15 protein-coding genes are annotated in these 19,415 nt (G+C 64.4%); 3 read left to right on the plus strand and 12 right to left on the minus strand.

Annotation, left to right across the window (positions count from 1 at the left end):
* Positions 1-116: 116 nt before the first annotated feature.
* The gene (locus UB43_RS22700; protein WP_045216870.1) at positions 117-572 is read right to left on the minus strand and encodes a metallophosphoesterase family protein; all 456 of its coding nucleotides are present in this window, start codon (positions 570-572) and stop codon (positions 117-119) included.
* Positions 573-633: 61 nt separating this feature from the next.
* Entirely contained in the window at positions 634-2,025 is a 1,392-nt protein-coding gene (locus UB43_RS22705) for a nucleobase:cation symporter-2 family protein (RefSeq protein WP_045215684.1), read from the minus strand.
* 269 nt (positions 2,026-2,294) lie between these two features.
* Here UB43_RS22705 and UB43_RS22710 point away from each other — a divergent pair, with 269 nt between their 5' ends.
* Positions 2,295-2,738: a prepilin-type N-terminal cleavage/methylation domain-containing protein gene (locus UB43_RS22710; RefSeq protein ID WP_045215687.1), complete on the plus strand. Its 444-nt coding sequence runs from the start codon at positions 2,295-2,297 to the stop codon at positions 2,736-2,738.
* A 60-nt stretch (positions 2,739-2,798) separates the two neighbouring features.
* Here UB43_RS22710 and ilvD read toward each other — a convergent pair whose 3' ends face one another.
* Positions 2,799-4,637, minus strand: coding sequence for a dihydroxy-acid dehydratase (ilvD, locus tag UB43_RS22715; RefSeq protein ID WP_045215689.1), 1,839 nt, complete (start codon positions 4,635-4,637; stop codon positions 2,799-2,801).
* A 375-nt stretch (positions 4,638-5,012) separates the two neighbouring features.
* Between ilvD and UB43_RS22720 the strand changes: the two genes are divergently transcribed.
* Positions 5,013-5,327: a hypothetical protein gene (locus UB43_RS22720; RefSeq protein ID WP_045215692.1), complete on the plus strand. Its 315-nt coding sequence runs from the start codon at positions 5,013-5,015 to the stop codon at positions 5,325-5,327.
* Positions 5,328-5,498: 171 nt separating this feature from the next.
* Here the strand turns inward: UB43_RS22720 and UB43_RS22725 are convergent, their stop codons facing one another.
* Both UB43_RS22725 and UB43_RS22730 read right to left on the minus strand, forming a co-directional pair.
* A complete protein-coding gene (locus UB43_RS22725; protein ID WP_045215694.1) occupies positions 5,499-6,695 on the minus strand; it encodes a class I SAM-dependent rRNA methyltransferase in 1,197 nt (398 codons plus the stop codon).
* An 81-nt stretch (positions 6,696-6,776) separates the two neighbouring features.
* The gene (locus UB43_RS22730) at positions 6,777-7,316 is read right to left on the minus strand and encodes a type 1 glutamine amidotransferase domain-containing protein (protein WP_045215695.1); all 540 of its coding nucleotides are present in this window, start codon (positions 7,314-7,316) and stop codon (positions 6,777-6,779) included.
* A 193-nt stretch (positions 7,317-7,509) separates the two neighbouring features.
* Between UB43_RS22730 and UB43_RS22735 the strand changes: the two genes are divergently transcribed.
* Positions 7,510-8,334 (plus strand): HDOD domain-containing protein, encoded by an 825-nt coding sequence (locus tag UB43_RS22735; protein ID WP_138214273.1) that lies wholly within the window; start codon positions 7,510-7,512, stop codon positions 8,332-8,334.
* 231 nt (positions 8,335-8,565) lie between these two features.
* Here the strand turns inward: UB43_RS22735 and UB43_RS22740 are convergent, their stop codons facing one another.
* From UB43_RS22740 to UB43_RS22770, 7 genes are all read right to left on the minus strand, one after another.
* Positions 8,566-10,464, minus strand: coding sequence for a beta-ketoacyl synthase (locus UB43_RS22740; RefSeq protein ID WP_045215701.1), 1,899 nt, complete (start codon positions 10,462-10,464; stop codon positions 8,566-8,568).
* A 255-nt stretch (positions 10,465-10,719) separates the two neighbouring features.
* Complete coding sequence (gene arcC, locus UB43_RS22745) at positions 10,720-11,652, minus strand: carbamate kinase (RefSeq protein WP_045215703.1); 933 nt, start codon at positions 11,650-11,652, stop codon at positions 10,720-10,722.
* A gap of 72 nt (positions 11,653-11,724) precedes the next feature.
* Positions 11,725-12,735 carry an ornithine carbamoyltransferase gene (locus UB43_RS22750; RefSeq protein ID WP_045215705.1) on the minus strand — a complete coding sequence of 337 codons (1,011 nt, stop codon included), beginning with the start codon at positions 12,733-12,735 and terminating at the stop codon, positions 11,725-11,727.
* A 140-nt stretch (positions 12,736-12,875) separates the two neighbouring features.
* A complete protein-coding gene (gene arcA / locus UB43_RS22755; protein WP_045215707.1) occupies positions 12,876-14,132 on the minus strand; it encodes an arginine deiminase in 1,257 nt (418 codons plus the stop codon).
* A 16-nt stretch (positions 14,133-14,148) separates the two neighbouring features.
* Entirely contained in the window at positions 14,149-15,600 is a 1,452-nt protein-coding gene (gene arcD / locus UB43_RS22760; RefSeq protein WP_082085890.1) for an arginine-ornithine antiporter, read from the minus strand.
* A 586-nt stretch (positions 15,601-16,186) separates the two neighbouring features.
* A complete protein-coding gene (gene dctD / locus UB43_RS22765) occupies positions 16,187-17,581 on the minus strand; it encodes a two-component system response regulator DctD (protein WP_045215712.1) in 1,395 nt (464 codons plus the stop codon).
* The gene (locus UB43_RS22770) at positions 17,578-19,389 is read right to left on the minus strand and encodes a sensor histidine kinase (protein ID WP_045215714.1); all 1,812 of its coding nucleotides are present in this window, start codon (positions 19,387-19,389) and stop codon (positions 17,578-17,580) included. The genes dctD and UB43_RS22770 overlap by 4 nt, the downstream gene beginning before the upstream one ends.
* Between the last annotated feature and the right edge of the window lie 26 nt (positions 19,390-19,415).

Genomic DNA, 19,415 nt, shown 5'->3' on the forward strand with positions numbered 1-19,415 from the left:
GCATGGCGCGCTCCTACAAGGTCAGCGTTAGACCAGTCCGTGGGGCGGATAACCTGGAGCAGATTATCCGCCCCACGACATTGCTCCGTTCGAAGCGAGCTTGCTCGCGAACGCTCTCAGACGAGCGAAACCATCTCCACCCTGGGTTGCCCGTCGACGATCTGCAGAATCGCCAGCGCAATCGGCAGCTTGAACCGCCGCGGCCCCGCGCTGCCCGGATTCAGGTACAGCACCCCGTTGCGCATCTCGTTCAGCGGCTTGTGCGAATGCCCCGCCAGCACCACGTCGATGCCTGCGGCCAGCGGATCGATGGCCAGTTGCTTGAGATCGTGGATCAGGTAGAGCCGCAGCCCACCCAACTCCAGCAGCAAGGTCTCGGGCAGTGCGTCAGCCCAGTCATCGCTGTCGTTGTTGCCGCGCACCACGTCCAGCGGGGCGAGTTCGCGGAGCTGATCCAGCAGCGAGGCGGGGCCGATGTCGCCCAGGTGCAGGATGCGCTCGCAGCCTTGCAGCGCCGCCAGCGCTTCGGGGCGTAACAGGCCATGGGTGTCGGCGATGACGCCGATGCGCAGGGAAGTGGTCATGCCAGGGAGCATAAACGACGACGCCACCCGAGGGTGGCGTCGTGGCGGATCAGCCGTTGTGCGAGGCCTTGGCGGCGTCGGATTCGGGCAGGAACCAGTTCAGCAGCAGCGCGCAGATGCCGCCGGTGGCGACGCCGGATTCCAGCACGTTGCGGATCGCGTGGGGCATGTGCGCGAGGAACTCCGGCACCTGGGAGATGCCCAGGCCCAGCGCCAGGCTGACGGCGATGATCAGCAGCGCGCGACGGTCCAGGTGGGTGCCGGCGAGGATGTTGATGCCCGAAGCGGCGACCGCACCGAACATCACCATCACCGCGCCGCCGAGTACCGGTTCAGGAACGGCCTGGATCACCCCGGCGACGCTGGGGAACAGGCCCAGCATGATCAGCATCGCGGCGATCCACAGGCCGACGTGGCGGCTGGCGACGCCGGTCAGCTGGATCACGCCGTTGTTCTGCGCGAACACCGAGCTGGGGAAGGTGTTGAACAGGCCGGCCAGCAGCGAGTTGGCACCGTTCACCAGCACGCCGCCCTTGATCCGTTGCATCCACAGCGGGCCTTCCACCGGCTGCTTGGAGATCTTGCTGGTGGCGGTGACGTCGCCGATGGCTTCCAGCGAGGTCACCAGGTAGATCACCAGCATCGGGATGAACAGGCTCCAGGAGAAGCCCAGGCCGAAGTGCAGCGGCACCGGGACCTGGAAGGCCGGCGCCTCGTGCATGCCGGTGAAGTCCAGGCGCCCCAGGTAGCCGGCCAGCGCGTAGCCCACGGCCAGGGCGATGACGATGGCGCCGCTGCGCATCCACACCACCGGGATGCGGTTGAGGATGACGATGATCGCCAGCACCAGGCCCGACAGCATCAGGTTCTCGCCGTTGGCGAAGGTGCCATTGGCCATGGCGGAGAAGCCGCCGCCCATGCTGATCAGGCCGACCTTGATCAGGGTCAGGCCGATCATCAGCACCACGATGCCGGTGACCAGCGGGGTGATCAGGCGCTTCACGAAGGGCAGGATGCGCGACACGCCCATCTCGACGAAGGAACCGGCCATGACCACGCCGAAGATTGCAGCCATCACGGCTTCCACCGGGGTGCCGTTCTTCACCATCAGCGCGCCGCCAGCGATCAGCGGGCCGACGAAGTTGAAGCTGGTGCCCTGGACGATCAAGAGCCCCGCGCCGAACGGACCGAAGCGCTTGCACTGGACGAAGGTGGCGATGCCGGAGATCACCAGCGACATCGACACGATCAGGTTGGTGTCGCGCGGCGATACGCCCAGCGCCTGGCAGATCAGCAGGCCGGGGGTGACGATCGGCACGATGATCGCCAGCAGGTGCTGCAGCGCCGCGAGCAGGGCAATGGGCAGGGCGGGGCGGTCTTCCAGGCCGTAGACCAGGTCGGGCTGATCCTTGGCGGCGGACGGGTTCTCGAGGGAGCTCATGGGCGGCGGTCCGGGAAAAAAGAGCGCGATTTTACTGGCCCGAGGCGGGATCGCACAGTGCCATGAGGCAAGTCGGGATGAATGGGGAAGGCCGGGTTCCTACGGCGCCTCCGTGCAACGGCACCCCGGAGGCTTTCGCCCTGGAAAAAAGTGCCGAATTTTCAACAGGCTGCGCGGACGCATCTGAATGTTCCGGCCTGCCGGCGTGGCTTCACTGGAATGCATCCGGAGCCATCCAGGCTTCCGGCTCAATCCAGAAGGGTACGACGATGCGCAAACAACAGGGCTTTACCCTGATCGAGCTGATGATCGTGGTGGCAATCATCGGGATTCTGGCTTCGGTTTCCCTGCCGCTGTATTCGGATTATTCGTCGCGCTCAAGGGCGGCGGCAGCCATGACGGAGCTTTCCGGGGCAAAGACATCGGTGGGTGTCTGCATTGCGGAGAGCGGTGGACCGAAGGACTGCAACAGCGGTGAATTCGGCATCCCGGCAGTCGTAGCGACGGACAACGTCTCCGCTTACAGCGTGAAAGCCGGTGTTATTTCCGTGACAACCAGCGCGACCGCAACGAATGGCACCCAACTGGACATGAAAATGACGCCCTCTACCGATAAGGGAAACATCAGCTGGAAGATCGAGGGCACCATCTGCGACGCCGATCGCGGCATCAAGCCTGGAATGAATGGCTGCGTTGTGGCGCCCAAGTCGTGACGCACTCGGCGGATTAAAAAAGCCCGGCATTTGCCGGGCTTTTTCATCTCACCACCAGACTCAACCGTCCAGCAGTGCCTTGTCGCGTACCGCGCCCTTGTCGGCGCTGGTGGCCAGCAGGGCGTAGGCCTTCAGCGCGGTGCTCACCTTGCGCGCGCGGGGTTGAGCCGGCTTCCAGCCCTTCTTGTCCTGCTCGGCGCGGCGGGTAGCCAGTTCTTCATCGCTCACCAGCAGGTTGATGCTGCGGTTGGGGATGTCGATCAGCACCTTGTCGCCGTCCTGCACCAGGCCGATGGCGCCGCCCGCGGCGGCTTCCGGCGAGGCGTGGCCGATGGACAGGCCCGAGGTGCCGCCGGAGAAGCGACCGTCGGTGAGCAGGGCGCAATCCTTGCCCAGGCCCTTGGACTTCAGGTAGCTGGTCGGGTACAGCATTTCCTGCATGCCCGGGCCGCCTTTCGGGCCTTCGTAGCGGATGATCACGATGTCGCCGGGCTTCACTTCGTCGGCGAGGATGCCCTTCACGGCGCCGTCCTGGCTTTCGAAGATCTTCGCGCGGCCTTCGAACACGTGGATGGATTCGTCCACGCCGGCGGTCTTCACCACGCAGCCATCGAGGGCGATGTTGCCGTACAGCACGGCCAGGCCGCCTTCCTGGGAATAGGCGTGCTGGACGCTGCGGATGCAGCCTTCGGCGCGATCATCGTCCAGGGTGTCCCAGCGCGTGCTCTGGCTGAAGGCGACCTGGGTCGGGATGCCGGCGGGGCCGGCCTTGAAGAAGGTGTGGACCTTCTCGTCCTGGGTCTGGGTGATGTCCCACTCGGCGATGGCGTCGGCCATGCTCGGGCTGTGCACGGTCGGCACGTCGGTGTGCAGCAGGCCGCCACGGGCCAGTTCACCGAGGATGGAGAAGATGCCGCCAGCGCGGTGCACGTCTTCCATGTGGTACTTCTGGATGTTCGGCGCGACCTTGCACAGCTGCGGCACCTTGCGCGACAGGCGATCGATGTCGCGCAGGTCGAAGGCGATCTCGGCCTCCTGGGCGGCGGCCAGCAGGTGCAGGATGGTGTTGGTCGAACCGCCCATGGCGATGTCCAGGGTCATGGCGTTCTCGAACGCCTTGAAGCTGGCAACATTGCGCGGCAGCACGGACTCGTCGCCTTCGCCGTAGTAGCGCTGGCACAGCTCGACGGCCAGGCGGCCGGCGCGCAGGAACAGCTGCTCGCGATCGGCGTGGGTGGCCAGGGTCGAACCGTTGCCCGGCAGGGACAGGCCCAGAGCTTCGGTCAGGCAGTTCATCGAGTTGGCGGTGAACATGCCGGAGCAGGAGCCGCAGGTCGGGCAGGCGCTGCGCTCGTACTCGGCGACTTTTTCGTCGGAGCAGGAGTCGTCGGCGGCGACCACCATGGCGTCCACCAGGTCCAGGCCGTGGCTGGCCAGCTTGGTCTTGCCGGCTTCCATCGGGCCGCCGGAGACGAACACCACCGGGATGTTCAGGCGCAGGGCGGCCATCAGCATGCCGGGGGTGATCTTGTCGCAGTTGGAGATGCAGACGATGGCGTCGGCGCAGTGGGCGTTGACCATGTATTCCACGGAGTCGGCGATGATCTCGCGCGACGGCAGGGAATAGAGCATGCCGTCATGGCCCATGGCGATGCCGTCGTCCACGGCGATGGTGTTGAATTCCTTGGCCACGCCGCCGTGTTTTTCGATCTCGCGGGCGACCAACTGGCCCAGGTCCTTCAGGTGCACGTGGCCGGGCACGAACTGGGTGAAGGAGTTGGCGATGGCGATGATCGGCTTCTTGAAGTCTTCGTCCTTCATCCCGGTGGCGCGCCAGAGGGCGCGAGCGCCGGCCATGTTGCGGCCGTGGGTGGAGGTTTTCGAGCGGTAATCGGGCATGACAGGTTCCTGCGCATCAGGTCACGGTGGGAGTCGATCCGGGTCTTCTGTGCGGCGGCGTACAGCGGGTAGGGCTGGCCGGCGAGACCTTGAGCAGACTCTAAGTCGTATCGTGAGCGCGGTACGCACCGGATGCAAACAGCAGATGGCCTTGCATGGGCGAGGTCGGCGCGGGGCTTGGCGGGGTCACCGCCTGCTCGGCCGGGGCTCACAGGCCCGCCGGGGGATAAATGGCAGGAATGAGCCGGATTCTACGCCGGCCCTTGCCGCCAGGGAAAGGCTGGCGGTCGGCACAAGGCATAGACTTTCGCCGTCCCGGCGTGGTCTGAATGGCCATTGGCGCTTTTCGATCCCGTTCGTTGAAGGAGCAACCCCATGAAAGTCATTCCTATCGCCGTGCTGGCCGCCGTCTTCGCCGGCAGTGTGCAGGCCTCGTCCGACGCGGCCTGGCAGGCGCAGGACAAGCAGCAGCGCGAAGCCTGCCTGGCGCTCAGTCATCTGCAGAACAAGAAGGTGCTGGGTGCGCCCGTGCTGTTCGACGACAGCGTGGGCTACACGGCGCTGATGATCGGCGGGACCTCTGTGCAGAAGCACATGAAAGGCAAGCCGGGCCGCGAGCTGTGCCTGTTCGAGCGCAAGACCGGCAAGGCGGTGCTCAGCGAAGCGGATTCGCTGATGCCGATGAAATGATTGGCCCCCGTCGAGCGTAGGGCGGATAACGCCCCAGGCGTTATCCGCCATCCGCGGAATCAGCTGCAGAGACGGCGGATAAAGCGTTCCGCCTGATTCGCCCTGCGCCGATGAAATGAAAAACGGGGCGCTCCCTGTCAGGGGGCGCCCCGTTTTCCGTGCCGCTCAGCCTCAGCCGTTGGGCAGCAGGCGGACGGTCAGGCTCTTGATGTAGCGGGTTTCCGGGATCGCCAGGTGCACCGGGTGGTCCGGGCCCTGGCCGCCGCGCTCGAGCAGCTGGATGTTGCGGTCCAGGTGGCGGGCGCTGCCCAGCAGGATGTTCTGCAGGTCGTCCTCGGGCAGGTGCATGGAGCAGGAAGCGCTGACCAGCACGCCGTCCTTGGACAGCAGGCGCATCGCCTGTTCGTTGAGGCGGCGGTAGGCGGCCCCGCCGTTCTTCAGGTCCTTCTTGCGCTTGATGAAGGCGGGCGGGTCGGCAACGATCACGTCGAAGCGCTCGTCGGCGGCCTTCAGCTCGCGCAGGGCATCGAACACGTCGCCTTCCACGCAGGCCACTTTCTCGGCCAGGCCGTTCAGCGTGGCGTTGCGCTCCACGCCGTCGAGGGCGAAGCCGGAGGCATCGACGCACATCACTTCGCTGGCGCCGAAGGCCGCGGCCTGGATGCCCCAGCCGCCGATGTAGCTGAACAGGTCCAGTACGCGCTTGCCCTGTACGTAGGGCTGCAGGCGGGCGCGGTTCATGCGGTGGTCGTAGAACCAGCCGGTCTTCTGGCCGGCCAGCACCGGGGCTTCGAACTTCACGCCGTTCTCTTCCAGGCCGACCCATTCCGGGACTTCGCCGTAGGCGTTCTCGACGTAGCGCTCCAGACCTTCGGCGTCACGGGCGCTGGAGTCGTTCTTCCACAGCACGGCGCTGGGCTTGAGCACCTGCAGCAGGGCGGCAAGCACGTCGTCGCGGTGCTTCTCCATGGTCGCCGAGGCGAGCTGGACCACCAGTACGTCGCCAAAACGGTCAACGACCAGGCCTGGCAGCAGGTCGGAGTCGCCGTAGACCAGGCGGTAGAAGGGCTTGTCGAACAGGCGGTCGCGCAGGCTCAGTGCGACGTTCAGGCGGTGAACCAGCAGCGATTTGTCGAGAACGTGCTTGGTATCGCGGGAGATCAGGCGGGCGCAGATGAGGTTGTTCGGGCTCATCGCGACAATGCCCAGCGGCTTGCCGTTGGCCATTTCGAGGATGGCCTGTTCGCCGGCGCCGAATCCGTTCAGCGGGGTGGCGGCGACGTCCACCTCGTTGCTGTAGACCCACAGGTGGCCGGCGCGCAGGCGGCGCTCGGCGTTGGCTTTCAGACGCAGGCTGGGCAGGGTCATGGGGAAGGCTCCGGCAAAAGAGCGGGATTATAGCGCAGCGGCGTGCGCCGCCGGAGCGCGGCGCACGGGCTTTTGATCGGATCAGGCGGCGAGCGTTTCGATCAGCTGCTTGTTGAAGGCGGGAATGTCGTCGGGCTTGCGGCTGCTGATGAGCAGGCCGTCCTTGACCACCTGGCGGTCGACCCAGTGGCCGCCGGCATTGTTGATGTCGTCCTTGAGCGAGTTCCAGCTGGTCAGGGTCTTGCCCTTGACCAATCCGGCGGAGACCAGCAGCCAGGCGCCATGGCAGATCACCGCGATGGGTTTGTCGGCCTGGGCGGCTTTTTGCACGATTTCCTGGGCCTTGGGGAGGTTGCGGATCTGGTCGGCATTGATCACTCCGCCTGGCAGCAACACGGCGTCGTACTCGTCGATGCGCGCCGTTTCGAAGGTGCCGTCGACCTTGAAGTTGTCCGCCGGCTGGTCGTGGTTCCAGCCGCGGACCTTGTCCTTGCTGTCGGAAAGGATCTTCACCTTGGCGCCGGCTTCCTCCAGGGCGTCGCGGGGGCCGGTCAGCTCCACCTGCTCGAAACCGTCGGTGACCAGGATGGCGATGGTCTTGCCTTTGAGTGTCTGGCTCATGTGGCTTGTCTCCCATTTCGTCCGCTTGGGTGTAAAGGTTCCGACACAGCCGCCGATGAAAGTTCAATCAAAAGCAGCACTTCCAGAAGCCTTGGCTCTGGGTAAACTGTGCGCCCCGTCAACTTTCCCAGCGCGCCCCATGTCTCAAGAACTCTCCGCCGAACAGATACGTCAGGCCCTGCAGGGCATCAGCGTGCCGCCGCAGCCGCAGATCATGGTTGACCTGCAGATGGAGCAGTTCATGCCCAATCCGGACCTGAAGGCGATCGCCAAGCTGATCAGCCAGGACCCGGGGCTGTCGGGCGCGCTGCTGAAGCTCGTGAACTCGCCGTTCTTCGGCCTGGCCAACCGCATCACCTCGATCCAGCGCGCGGTGAACCTGTTGGGCAGCCGCTCGGTGATCAACCTGATCAACGCCCAGTCGATCAAGGGCGAGATGACCGACGCCACCATCGTTACCCTCAACCGCTTCTGGGACACCGCGCAGGACGTGGCCATGAGCTGCCTGACCCTGGCCAAGCGCATCGGCTACGAGTCGGTGGACGAGGCGTACGCGCTGGGGCTGTTCCACAACTGCGGCATCCCGCTGATGCTCAAGCGCTTCCCGCACTACATGGCGGTGCTGGAGGAGGCTTACGCCAGCGCGAGCGACGAGCGCCGCGTGGTGGACACCGAGAACCGTGTGCTGAACACCAACCATGCGGTGGTCGGCTATTTCACCGCGCGTTCCTGGCGCCTGCCGGAGCACGTCTGCGAGGCCATCGCCAACCACCACAATGCGCTGTCGATCTTCAGCGAGGACAACTGCCGCGATACCCAGTTGAAGAACCTGCTGGCGATCCTCAAGATGGCCGAGCACATCTGTGGCTCTTACCGCGTGCTGGGCAACCAGGACGAGGACCACGAGTGGGAAAGCGTGCGCGCGCTGGTGCTGGATTACGTCGGGCTCAGCGAATACGACTTCGAGAACCTCAAGGCGAGCATTCTCGAGTTGGGTGTGGGGCAGGGGACGTACTGACTGTGACCCCGGGCCGGTGGGCTGGCCATCGCGGATAAATCCGCTCCTGCGCGGCCGGAGGCTCTTTCTCCCTTGTAGGAGCGAGCTTGCTCGCGAACCGCTCAGCGCCGAAACCACCGGGAAATATGTTCGCGAGCAAGCTCGCTCCTACAAATGGCGTGAAGCACCGCGTGAATCGAAATGCACAAAAAAGCCGGGCATCTGCCCGGCTTTTTCGTTCATCGTCGGCGATCAGTCGAGCATGTCGCTGAAGCGCGCGTCCTTCTTGTAGGCAATGGCCTGGCTGAAGCCGGGGACCTGGATGCCACGGTCGCTGATCTCGATGGCCTGCTCGTCGATCATGTCGTTGCCGAAGTTGTAGATGATGTCGAAGCGGCCCTGGGTGGCGGCTTCGTCATACTGCCGGGCGGCGCTGCGGGTGGCTTCGCGGCGCGCCTGGTAGTCGTTGAAGGCTGCATCGCCGTGGCGCTTGCGCAGCATCTTCTCGGTGACGGTCGGGGACAGCAGCACGCCGGTGGCGTTGTTGCCGCCGAAGCCCTTGGAGTTGATGAAGCAGACTTCCAGGTCGTCGCGGCGCACATCGCTGCTGGACAGGGCGATGTGGTCCTTGAAGACGTCGTCGGCGAACTTGTCCACGGTCTTGATGCCGGGGATCACGCCGTAGCGGAAGGTACCCAGGGCGGAGATCAGCTGGTCGGCGCTGGCGGTGGCCAGGGAGTGGCCGACGAAGGCTTTCACCGCGGTGACCGGCCAGCCCTCGATGCCGAAGGCGGTAGCGACGCGGTCGAGGATTTCCGATTCGGTGACGCGGTTGGCCGGGGTGCTGGAGCCGTGGGCGTGGACGAAGCTGTGCTGGCGCACGCTCTTCTCGCCAACGATCTGCGCGGCAGCGGCCACGGCCTTGGCCATGGTCAGGTAGTTGCCCGGGCCGGGAGCGGAGATGGACTTCTTGAAGCCGTCGGCGTTGATGAACACGTCCGGTACCGAGCCGTGGATGTCGGCGCCCAGCTCCAGGGCCAGGGCGTCGTCCATCAGCACCACGTACTGCGCGGACTCGGCCAGGGAGAAGCCGCAGTTGTCGCCGAACGGGCGGCTGGCGCGGCGGAAATCGACGTCGTCGCGGCCTTCGATGTGGCGCAGGCCTTCCTCGGTGGCCAGCGCGCCCATGGCGGCATAGCCTTCGATGATCTCGGAGGTGATCGGCGCTTCGGCGTTGCCGACGATGGCCACGCGGGCCTGGCCGGTGGTGATGACGTCGATGCCTTTCTGCAGGTTGTACAGGAAGGTGGCGCAGGCGCCGGTGACGCTGCCGGTCATGCCGACGCTGCCCAGTACGTAGGCGTTGATGAAGTCGGTGGGCATGCTGTTGAAGCCCAGCGGCAGCTGCTTGGCCGACACGCGGTGGCCGCGCAGGCGCGACTGCAGCAGGCCGCCGAAGCCGTTCTCGTCCAGCTGGCTCATGATGCTGCTGGAGAACACGGCAATTTCGTCAGGCTGTACGGCGTTGCAGATGGTTTGCCAGTCGAGGCCGGTGGAGCGCACCGCGTCGGTGGCGGCGACCACGGACATCTGCAGGCCGCGCGGGTGGAAGCGCGAGTTGTACAGCTCGCTCGGCTCGAAGCCGGTGGGCAGCTGGCCGGCGGACTTCACCGGCAGTGCGCGGTAGCTGTCGACCTTGAATTCGCAGCTGTCGTGCAGGGTGACGCGGACTTCGCCGCCTTCGAGTTCTTCCACCGACCAGTTGGCTGGCAGCGGTTCGGGCAGTTGCTTGCGCAGGGTGGTGAAGGTCACCGGAGCGCCGGCCGCGCTGACGGTCAGGCTCTTGTGGCAGTGCGCGGCGTCGACGTCGAGGTATTGCAGCTCGATGCGGCGGATCAGGGTGGATTGGCGAATCTGCTGCTCGAAGCGCTGCTCGATGGCAGCGAGGTCGAGGCTGTTGCCGTCGGTGTCCTGGTACTGGCCGTCGACGACCTTGACCAGTTTCATCATGACCGCGAGACCGGCAAGGGTTTCCTGGCGGGCGGCGGACTCCATGGATTCGAGGACAGTGCGGCGGAACCCATGGTGGAAGGAACTGCGGCCTGCCGCGTTATATCCACCAAAACCAACGATGACCGGTAGTCGAGACATCTCTCGGAAACTCCTTCAGCAAGTGCATCTTGCGCGCCGGACGACGGTGGCCCATGGAGGGGCAGCCCGGTGGCACAAAGCCAGGCGTGGCTTCTAGTGATTCGGAATGCTTTAGCTGACGAGGATGATGACCGCCGAGTCACGCTCGCGCCAGGATTTGTCGGAAGAAGGCGACGAGTTCCCGAGCGAATTCTGCAGGACTCATGAATGAAAACGGGAGCCGCGAAGGGCTCCCGTTTTTTACCGCGGCAAAACTCAGCGGTATTCGATGCCAGCTTTCTTGGTGCTGACGCGAGTACCGGACTTGCCTTCGGTGATGGCGACGATGTTCTCCAGCGAGCCGATCACTGCGTCCTTGCCGGTAGCGCGGGCGAACTCGATGGCGGCCATGACTTTCGGCCCCATGGAGCCGGCGGCGAAGCCGAGGCGTTCCAGTTCGTCCGGGTGGGCCTGGGCGATGCCTTTCTGGGTCGGTTTGCCCCAGTCGATGTAGGCCGCGTCCACGTCGGTGGCAATGATCAGGATGTCAGCCGACAGTTCCTGGGCCAGCAGCGAGGAGCAGAGGTCCTTGTCGATCACCGCTTCGACGCCGGAAAGTTTCTTGCCGGATTCGTCGTACATGGTCGGGATGCCGCCACCGCCTGCGCAGATGACGATGGTGCCTTTTTCCAGCAGCCACTTGACCGGGCGGATCTCGAAGATGCGCTTCGGACGGGGGCTGGCGACCACGCGGCGGAACTTGTCGCCGTCCGGAGCGATGCTCCAGCCTTTCTCCTTGGCCAGGGCTTCGGCTTCTTCCTTCGAATAGACCGGGCCGATCGGCTTGGTCGGGTTCTGGAAGGCCGGGTCCTTGGCGTCGACTTCGACCTGGGTGAGGATGGTGGCGAACGGTACTTCGAACGGCAGCAGGTTGCCCATTTCCTGTTCGATCATGTAGCCGATCATGCCTTCGGTTTCCGCGCCGAGGACGTCCAGCGGGTAGGGTGCAACCTTGTCGTAGGCGGCGCCCTGCAGGGCCAGGAGGCCGACCTGCGGGCCGTTGCCGTGGGCGATCACCAGCTCGTTGCCGGGAGCGACCTTGGAAATTTGTTCGGCGGCGATCCGAACGTTCAAGCGTTGATTGTCAGCAGTCATGGGCTCGCCACGACGCAGCAGGGCATTACCGCCCAATGCGACGACGATACGCATATTCAGTACCTCCGAAAGAGTGGAAACGCGCCCGGGGCCTGCGCTTGAGCGCGGCCCCGGGGCGGCCCGGCATTACATGTCGGCGAGGGTCGATACGAGGATTGCCTTGATGGTGTGCATGCGGTTTTCCGCCTGCTCGAAGGCAATGTTGTACGGGGATTCGAAGACGTCTTCGGTCACTTCGATGCCGTTCTTCAGGTTCGGGTACTTGGCGGCGATTTCCTTGCCGACCTTGGTCTCGCTGTTGTGGAAGGCGGGCAGGCAGTGCATGAACTTCACGCGCGGGTTGCCGGCGGCCTTCATCATGTCCATGTTGACCTGGTAGGGCAGCAGTTCGTTGATGCGTTCGCCCCAGGCTTCGACCGGCTCACCCATCGATACCCAGACATCGGTGTGGATGAAGTCCACGCCCTTGACGGCTACTTTCGGGTCTTCGGTGATGGTGATGCGGGCACCGCTTTCCTCGGCGAATTTCTTGCAGGCGGCAACGTGTTCGTCGGTCGGCCAGAGCTCCTTGGGAGCTGCGATGCGCACGTCCATGCCGAGCTTGGCGCCGATCAGCAGCAGGGAGTTACCCATGTTGTTGCGGGCGTCGCCCAGGTAGGCGTAGCTGATGTCGTGCAGCGGCTTGTCGCTGTGCTCGCGCATGGTCAGCACGTCGGCCAGCATCTGGGTCGGGTGGTACTCGTCGGTGAGACCGTTGAACACCGGGACGCCAGCGAACTTGGCCAGTTCTTCGACGATTTCCTGCTTGAAGCCACGGTATTCGATGGCGTCGTACATGCGGCCCAGTACGCGGGCAGTGTCCTTCATCGATTCCTTGTGGCCGATCTGCGAGGAGTTCGGGTCGATGTAGGTGACGTTGGCGCCCTGGTCATAGGCGGCGACTTCGAAGGCACAGCGGGTGCGGGTCGAGGTCTTTTCGAAGATCAGCGCAATGTTGTTGCCTTTCAGGTGTTGCTGCTCGGTACCGGTGTACTTGGCGCGTTTCAGGTCGCGGGACAGGTCGAGCAGATAGCGCAACTCGCGGGTGCTGTGGTGCATCAGGCTGAGCAGGTTGCGGTTGTGCATGTTGAAAGCCATGGTGTTTCTCCTTGTGGGATCCAATCTCGGCCCTCGTCAGTACAGCTCGTGGCTGGCGGGGCAGGCGGCCCTGGCAAGGGCCGCCTCGTGAGGTCAATGCGCTCTGGTTGAGGTAGTCGCGTTTATCGGGGGCCGATCGATCAATAGTCGATCGGGTCGCGGATGATCGGGCAGGTCATGCAGTGACCGCCGCCCCGGCCCCGGCCCAGCTCGCCGGCGCTGATGGTGATGACTTCCACACCCGCCTTGCGCAGCAGGGTGTTGGTGTAGGTGTTGCGGTCATAACCAACCACCACGCCCGGTTCCAGGCAGACCACGTTGTTGCCGTCGTCCCACTGCTCGCGTTCGGCGGCGAAGCTGTTGCCGCCGGTTTCGACGACACGCAGTTTTTTCAGGCCCAGGCTCTCGGCGACGACGGTCATGAAGTCCTTGTCTTCGCGCTGGACGTTGATGCCGTAGGGGCTCTTCTCGTCCGGACGCAGGGTGAAGGCAACGATCTCTTTCACCACTTCCGGGAAGACGGTGACCAGGTCGCGGTCGCAGAAGGTGAAGACGGTGTCCAGGTGCATCGCGGCGCGGGACTTGGGCAGGCCGGCAACGATGACTTTCTCCGCTGCGCCCTTGGCGAACAGTGCCTGGGCAACCTGGCCGATGGCCTGGCGGGAAGAGCGCTCACCCATACCGATCAGGACGACACCGTTGCCGATGGGCATGACGTCGCCGCCTTCGAGGGTGGACATGCCGTGGTCCTTGTCCGGATCGCCGTACCAGACTTCGAATTCGGCGTTGGTGAATTCCGGGTGGAACTTGTAGATCGCGGTGGTCAGCAGGGTTTCCTGACGTCGCGCCGGCCAGTACATCGGGTTCAGGGTCACACCGCCGTAGATCCAGCAGGTGGTGTCACGGGTGAACTGGGTGTTGGGCAGCGGCGGCAGCAGGAAGCTGGAGTGGCCGAGGTAGTCGCGGTACATCTTCAGCGCCTTGGCGCCTTCGCTTTCCGGGATGTCATCGGAGGCCACGCCACCGATAAGGAATTCCGCCAGTTTGCGAGGCTCCAGGCTTTCCAGCCAGCCGCGCAGTTCCTGGGTCAGGCCGACGCCAACGCTGTCGTTGGTGATCTTGCGATCGAGGATCCACTTGAGGGCTTCGGGATTCTGGACGGTCTCGGTCAGCAGGTTGTGCATTTCGAGGACGTCGATGCCACGCTCGCGCATCTTGGTGACGAAATCGAAGTGGTCACGCTTCGCCTGGTTCACCCAGATAACGTCGTCGAACAGCAACTCGTCGCAGTTGCTCGGGGTCAGGCGTTGGTGGGCGAGTCCGGGCGAGCAGACCATCACTTTGCGTAGTTTGCCAGCTTCAGAATGGACGCCAAGTTTGGTTTTTTCCGTGCTCATGAGATGTCTCCAGGAGTTACAGAGTGAGGAAGCCGTCGTAGAGGCCATAGGCCGCGATCAGTGCACCGATCACGACTACTGCGAAGATGAGCTTCTCGACATTGGTGAAGATGGGTTGACCCACTTCATGTTTCGCTTTGGCGAAGAGGATGACGCCGGGCGCGTAGAGCAGCGCCGACAGCAGCAGGTATTTCAGACCGCCTGCGTAGATCAGCCACACCGCGTAGAGAACCGAGATACCGGCGATGATCAGGTCTTTGGTGCGGTCGGCCGAGTCGGTCTCGTAGGTCTCGCCCTTGACCGCCAGCAGCAGGCCGTAGGCCGCGGACCAGAAGTAAGGGATGAGGATCATCGAGGTGGCCAGCAGCAGCATCTTGGTGTACGGGTCCATGCCACCATCGGCGCTGCCGGAGGTGAAGAACACGATGACCAGGAAGACCTGCACGCAGATGTTGGTCAGCCACAGTGCGTTGGCCGGCACCTGGTTGGCGTTCTCCTTGCGGAGGAACTCCGGCATGGTGTGGTCCTTGGCGGCGGCGAACATGATCTCGGCGCACAGCAGTACCCAGGAGAGCAGGGCACCCAGCAGGGAGATCAGCAGACCGACGCTGATCAGGACAGCGCCCCAGTGACCGACCACGTGCTCCAGCACCAGCGCCATCGACGGGTTCTGCAGCTTGGCCAGTTCCGGCTGGGTCATCACGCCCATGGACAGCACGTTCACCAGTACCAGCAGCAGCAGGACGGTGATGAAGCCGATCACGGTAGCTTTACCGACGTCCGAGCGTTTTTCCGCACGGGAGGAGAAGATGCTCGCGCCTTCGATGCCGATGAACACCCAGACGGTGACCAGCATCATGTTGCGCACCTGGTTCATCACGCTGCCCAGGTCAGGATTGCTCTTGCCCCAGATGTCGGCGGTGAAGATGTCCAGTTTGAAGGCGAACAGGCAGATCAGGATGAACAGGAACAGCGGGACGATCTTCGCCACCGTGGTGATGGTGTTGATGAACGCCGCTTCCTTGATTCCGCGCAGTACCAGGAAGTGCAGGGCCCAAAGCAGGATCGACGCCCCGACTATCGCGTAGACGGTGTCGCCCTTGCCGAAGATCGGGAAGAAGTAGCCCAGGGTGCTGAACAGCAGGAGGAAGTAGCCGACGTTGCCGAGCCAGGCGCTGATCCAGTAACCCCAGGCCGAGGAGAAGCCCATGTAGTCACCGAAACCGGCCTTGGCGTAGGCGTATACACCACCGTCGAGTTGGGGTTTGCGGTTGGCCAGGGTCTGGAAGACGAATGCCAGGGTCAGCATGCCGACCGCGGTGATGGCCCAACCGATCAGGATCGCGCCGACGTCAGCGCTGGCGGCCATGTTTTGCGGGAGAGAGAAGATGCCCCCGCCAATCATCGAGCCGACAACAAGAGCCGTCAAAGCGCCTAGCTTTAGTTTTTGGCTGCTTTCTTGCGACATTTAAGAATCTCCCTATAGGAAGTTGGAGAGTGAGGCTATTTAGCGCCCGTCTTGGCGGGGCACTCCTGATTCAGGTCAATAGCTTGCTATCCAATGTATCGGGCAGTACTTCCTGCTCTGCCCACCCCGGATAAACCATAGGAGAGGTTTTGCATTAGCGCCCGATTTAGAGGGGATTTCGTGAAGATTTGAGCGCGGTTTCATGACCGCTGAATGGCAGGCGATTTCGCAGGCCCGCGCAGGGCGCGCTGTTGCGCTTGATTCGCAGGCGCATAGAGGCCCAGGATCGCTATGTAGGAAAATCCTGAACGAAGATGCGGAAGGGGAAAATTGGCCGGGGCAGGATCACTGCACCCGGCGATGCACCTGTCGAATCGAAGGCGCGAGATGGCCAGAAGCCCGAAGGACACCGCCGGGTTCGTGGCCCGGCGGGCGCGACGTGGCGGGCACGTCGCGAGATGTGATGCACAAGGCAATCGCACCCGTGTCGCAGAGCAAGGTGTGTGCCAGGGCTGAAGACTACTTCAGAGCGCCCAGCAGCGCTGCTCGCCCTTGGTCGCAGTCGAAGCCATCGGCGGATTTCTGCTCAGATGTCGCCATCGTCGGCGGAATTTCCGCCACTGCCGGAGAACAGCAGGCCGTGCTTGCGCAGCTTGTCGTGCAGGGTCTTGCGCGGTACGCCCAGCGCTTCGGCAAGGCTGCGCAGGGAGCTGTGCGAGCGGCTCATCTCGGCGGCGATCAGCGAGCGCTCGAAGGACTCCACCTGCTCGTTCAGCCCGGCTCCGGGTGTGGCGGCCGTGGCCTGCCCGTGGCTGTCGTCCAGCCCCAGGTCCAGGCCGAGGGCATAGCGCTCCGCGGCGTTCTGCAGCTCGCGGACATTGCCCGGCCAGCCGTGCGCCAGCAGTTGCGCCCGCTGGGCCGAGTCCAGCGGACGTGCGTTCAGGCCATGGCGCTGCGCGCCGCGTTCGGCAAAGTGCTGGAACAGCAGCAGGATGTCGCCGCCCCTCTCGCGCAACGGTGGAATACGTAGGCTGGCGACATTCAGGCGGTAGTAGAGGTCGGCGCGGAAGCGGCCTTCATCGGAGGCCAGGCGCAGGTCTTCCTTGGTCGCCGCGATGATGCGGATATCCAGTGGAATGAGCTGGTTGGAGCCCAGGCGCTCGACGGTGCGCTCCTGCAACAGGCGCAGCAGCTTCACCTGGACGTCCAGGCTCATGCTCTCGATCTCGTCGAGGAACAGCGTGCCGCCGTTGGCGAACTCGAACTTGCCGATGCGGCGCTTCTGCGCACCGGTGAAAGCGCCCTGTTCGTGGCCGAACAGCTCGCTCTCCACCACCGACTCGGCCAGCGCGCCGGCGTTGATGGCGACGAAGGGGCCGTTGCGGCGGCTCGACAGGTCATGCAGGGCGCGGGCGACGACTTCCTTGCCTGAGCCGGTTTCGCCCAGGACCAGCACGTCCGCCTGGATGGCGGCGAGCGACGCGACCTGCTGCTGTAGACGCTGCATCGGCGCGGACTGGCCGACCAGGCGGCCACGGACTTCCTTCTGCTCGGTCAGCGCCAGGCGCAGGCTGCGGTTCTCCAGCACCAGTCGGCGCACATCGAGCGCGCGGCGTACGCTGTCCAGCAGCGCGTCGCTGGGGAAGGGTTTTTCGAGGAAGTCGTAGGCGCCCGAGCGCATGGCTTTCACCGCCAGCGGTACATCACCATGGCCGGTGACCAGGATCACCGGCAACTCTGAATCCTGCGCGTGCAGTTGCTCAAGCAATTGGAGGCCGTCGATGCCCGGCATGCGAATGTCGCTGACGATCACTCCCGGCCAGTCGCGCGCCTGCTGCGGATCGATCTGCCGCGCATCGCCCAGGGCGACCACCTTGAAACCGGCGAGGTCGAGGGTCTGGCAGAGCGCCTGGCGCAGGTGTGGGTCGTCATCGATCAGCAGCACCTGGGTGGTGGAGTCGAACGGCTCGGCCGAGCTCATGCGCGGGTTTCCTCCTGCGGCGTCAGGGTCACGCCGGGGATGCCCGGCAACAGGTGCAATTGTACGAGAGCGCCGCCCTCGGGGTGATTGCCCAATTCAAGATGTCCACCCAGCGTGCGTAACAGGGTGTCGCAGATGGCCAGGCCAAGGCCCAGGCCTTTCGCGCTGGTCTTGGTGGTGAAGAAGGGCTCGCGGGCATGGGCCAGGGCCTCTTCGGAGAAGCCGGGGCCGTTGTCGCGCAGGGACAGGATGATGCGCTCGGGCGTCTGCTCGGTGGTCAGCCAGATGCGCCTTGGCAGTCCCTTCTCGGTCAGGGCGTCGAGGGCGTTGGAGATCAGGTTGGACAGGATCTGCCGCAGCCGCGTCTCGCCGGCCTGCACCCAGATCGCCGCGTCGGGCAAGTCGCGCAGCAGTTCCACGTTCATCGCCTGGCGGCGCTGGGCGACCAGGGCCAGGGCGTCATTGATCGCTGGTTGCAGAGCTACGTTCTCCGGCGCCCGGCGGGCGCCGCGGGCGTAGGCCTTGAGGTGACCGATGATGGAGGCCATGCGCCCGGTCAGTTCACCGATCTGCTCGAGGTTGCCACGGGCGTCGCTGTAGCGCTCGTGGTCGAGCAGCACGCGGGCGTTGTCGGCGTAGCTGCGGATCGCCGCCAGCGGCTGGTTGAGCTCATGGCTGATGCTGGCGGACATGGTGCCCAGGGCGGTGAGCTTGCCGGCCTGCACCACTTCATCCTGGGCGTGCATCAGCTCGCGCTGGGCCTGCTCGCGGTTGCTGACTTCCTCCTGCAGCCGCGTGTTGGCACCCTCCAGCTCCTGGGTGCGCTCCTGCACGCGCAGTTCCAGTTCGTGCTTGGCCTGGGCCTCCAGAGCAATGCGCTCGAGGTAATGGCGGCGGCTGATGGTCAACAGCGACAGCAGCAGAAGCAGTGCGACCAGGGTGGCTGCGCCGATCAGAACGACGCTGCGCACCGGCGCGTCGACTTGAGTGCGGGGGGTATAGATGCTGACCGTCCAGCCGGTTTCCGGCAGGTGACGGCTCTGGCTGATCCAGCGGCGCTGGTCGATCTTCAGCGGTGCTGGATGCAGCACCGGGTAGGGAATGTTCTCGGCGATCTCGCGTTGCTTGGCGGGTGAGAGCTCCTTGCCGGTGTGGAAGCGCCACGCGTTGCTGGACGAGAGGATGACGACGCCATTGGAGTCCATCACCAGCAACTGCTCAGGCGTATTGCCCCAGAGCTGCTCCATGTGTTCGAGGTCGACCTTTACCACCAGTACGCCGAGCAGTTTTCCACCGTCACGCACGTCGCTGGCGAAGTAGTAGCCGCGTCGCTTGGAGGTGGTGCCCAGGCCGAAGAAACGGCCCTGTCGGCCCTGTGTCGCTTCCTTGTAGTAGGGGCGGAAGGCGAAGTTGCGGCCGACGAAGCTGTCCGGCTGATCCCAGTTGGAGGCAGCGTGGGTCATGCCGTCCGCCTGGATCAGGTAAATGACGTCCGCCCCGGTACGCCCGCGGATGCGCTGCAGCTCCAGGTTGGCGGCGTTCTGTGCTGTGAGGCTCTCCGGCGCTTGCAGCGCGGCGCGCAGGGTCGGCAGTTCACCGAGGATCGGCGGCAGGTCCTCGTAGCGGCGCAGGGTGCCCAGCAGGTTGGCGACGTAGAGGTCGAGGGTCTGCTGGTTCTGCTCGGCCAGTTGTTCGCTGTAGTAGCGCTCGGCGAAGAAGTGCAGTGGCCAGAGCAGCGGGGCGAGCAGGAGCGCCAGCAGGGCCAGCGATTGCCAGCGGGTCAGGTGTGGGTTCAAGGCGGCGTACATCGCATGCGGTTGCTTCCGCCGCCGAT

It is taken from the genome of Pseudomonas sp. 21, assembly GCF_000955805.1.
In the GTDB taxonomy this organism is placed as follows: domain Bacteria; phylum Pseudomonadota; class Gammaproteobacteria; order Pseudomonadales; family Pseudomonadaceae; genus Pseudomonas.

Bases quoted from the DNA above. Each gene is read 5' to 3' on its own strand.
- UB43_RS22705 (WP_045215684.1), bottom strand. From the start codon at position 2,025: ATGAGCTCCCTCGAGAACCCGTCCGCCGCCAAGGATCAGCCCGACCTG.
- UB43_RS22710 (WP_045215687.1), top strand. From the start codon at position 2,295: ATGCGCAAACAACAGGGCTTTACCCTGATCGAGCTGATGATCGTGGTG.
- ilvD (WP_045215689.1), bottom strand. From the start codon at position 4,637: ATGCCCGATTACCGCTCGAAAACCTCCACCCACGGCCGCAACATGGCC.
- UB43_RS22720 (WP_045215692.1), top strand. From the start codon at position 5,013: ATGAAAGTCATTCCTATCGCCGTGCTGGCCGCCGTCTTCGCCGGCAGT.
- UB43_RS22725 (WP_045215694.1), bottom strand. From the start codon at position 6,695: ATGACCCTGCCCAGCCTGCGTCTGAAAGCCAACGCCGAGCGCCGCCTG.
- UB43_RS22730 (WP_045215695.1), bottom strand. From the start codon at position 7,316: ATGAGCCAGACACTCAAAGGCAAGACCATCGCCATCCTGGTCACCGAC.
- UB43_RS22740 (WP_045215701.1), bottom strand. From the start codon at position 10,464: ATGTCTCGACTACCGGTCATCGTTGGTTTTGGTGGATATAACGCGGCA.
- arcC (WP_045215703.1), bottom strand. From the start codon at position 11,652: ATGCGTATCGTCGTCGCATTGGGCGGTAATGCCCTGCTGCGTCGTGGC.
- UB43_RS22750 (WP_045215705.1), bottom strand. From the start codon at position 12,735: ATGGCTTTCAACATGCACAACCGCAACCTGCTCAGCCTGATGCACCAC.
- arcA (WP_045215707.1), bottom strand. From the start codon at position 14,132: ATGAGCACGGAAAAAACCAAACTTGGCGTCCATTCTGAAGCTGGCAAA.
- arcD (WP_082085890.1), bottom strand. From the start codon at position 15,600: ATGTCGCAAGAAAGCAGCCAAAAACTAAAGCTAGGCGCTTTGACGGCT.
- dctD (WP_045215712.1), bottom strand. From the start codon at position 17,581: ATGAGCTCGGCCGAGCCGTTCGACTCCACCACCCAGGTGCTGCTGATC.
- UB43_RS22770 (WP_045215714.1), bottom strand. From the start codon at position 19,389: ATGTACGCCGCCTTGAACCCACACCTGACCCGCTGGCAATCGCTGGCC.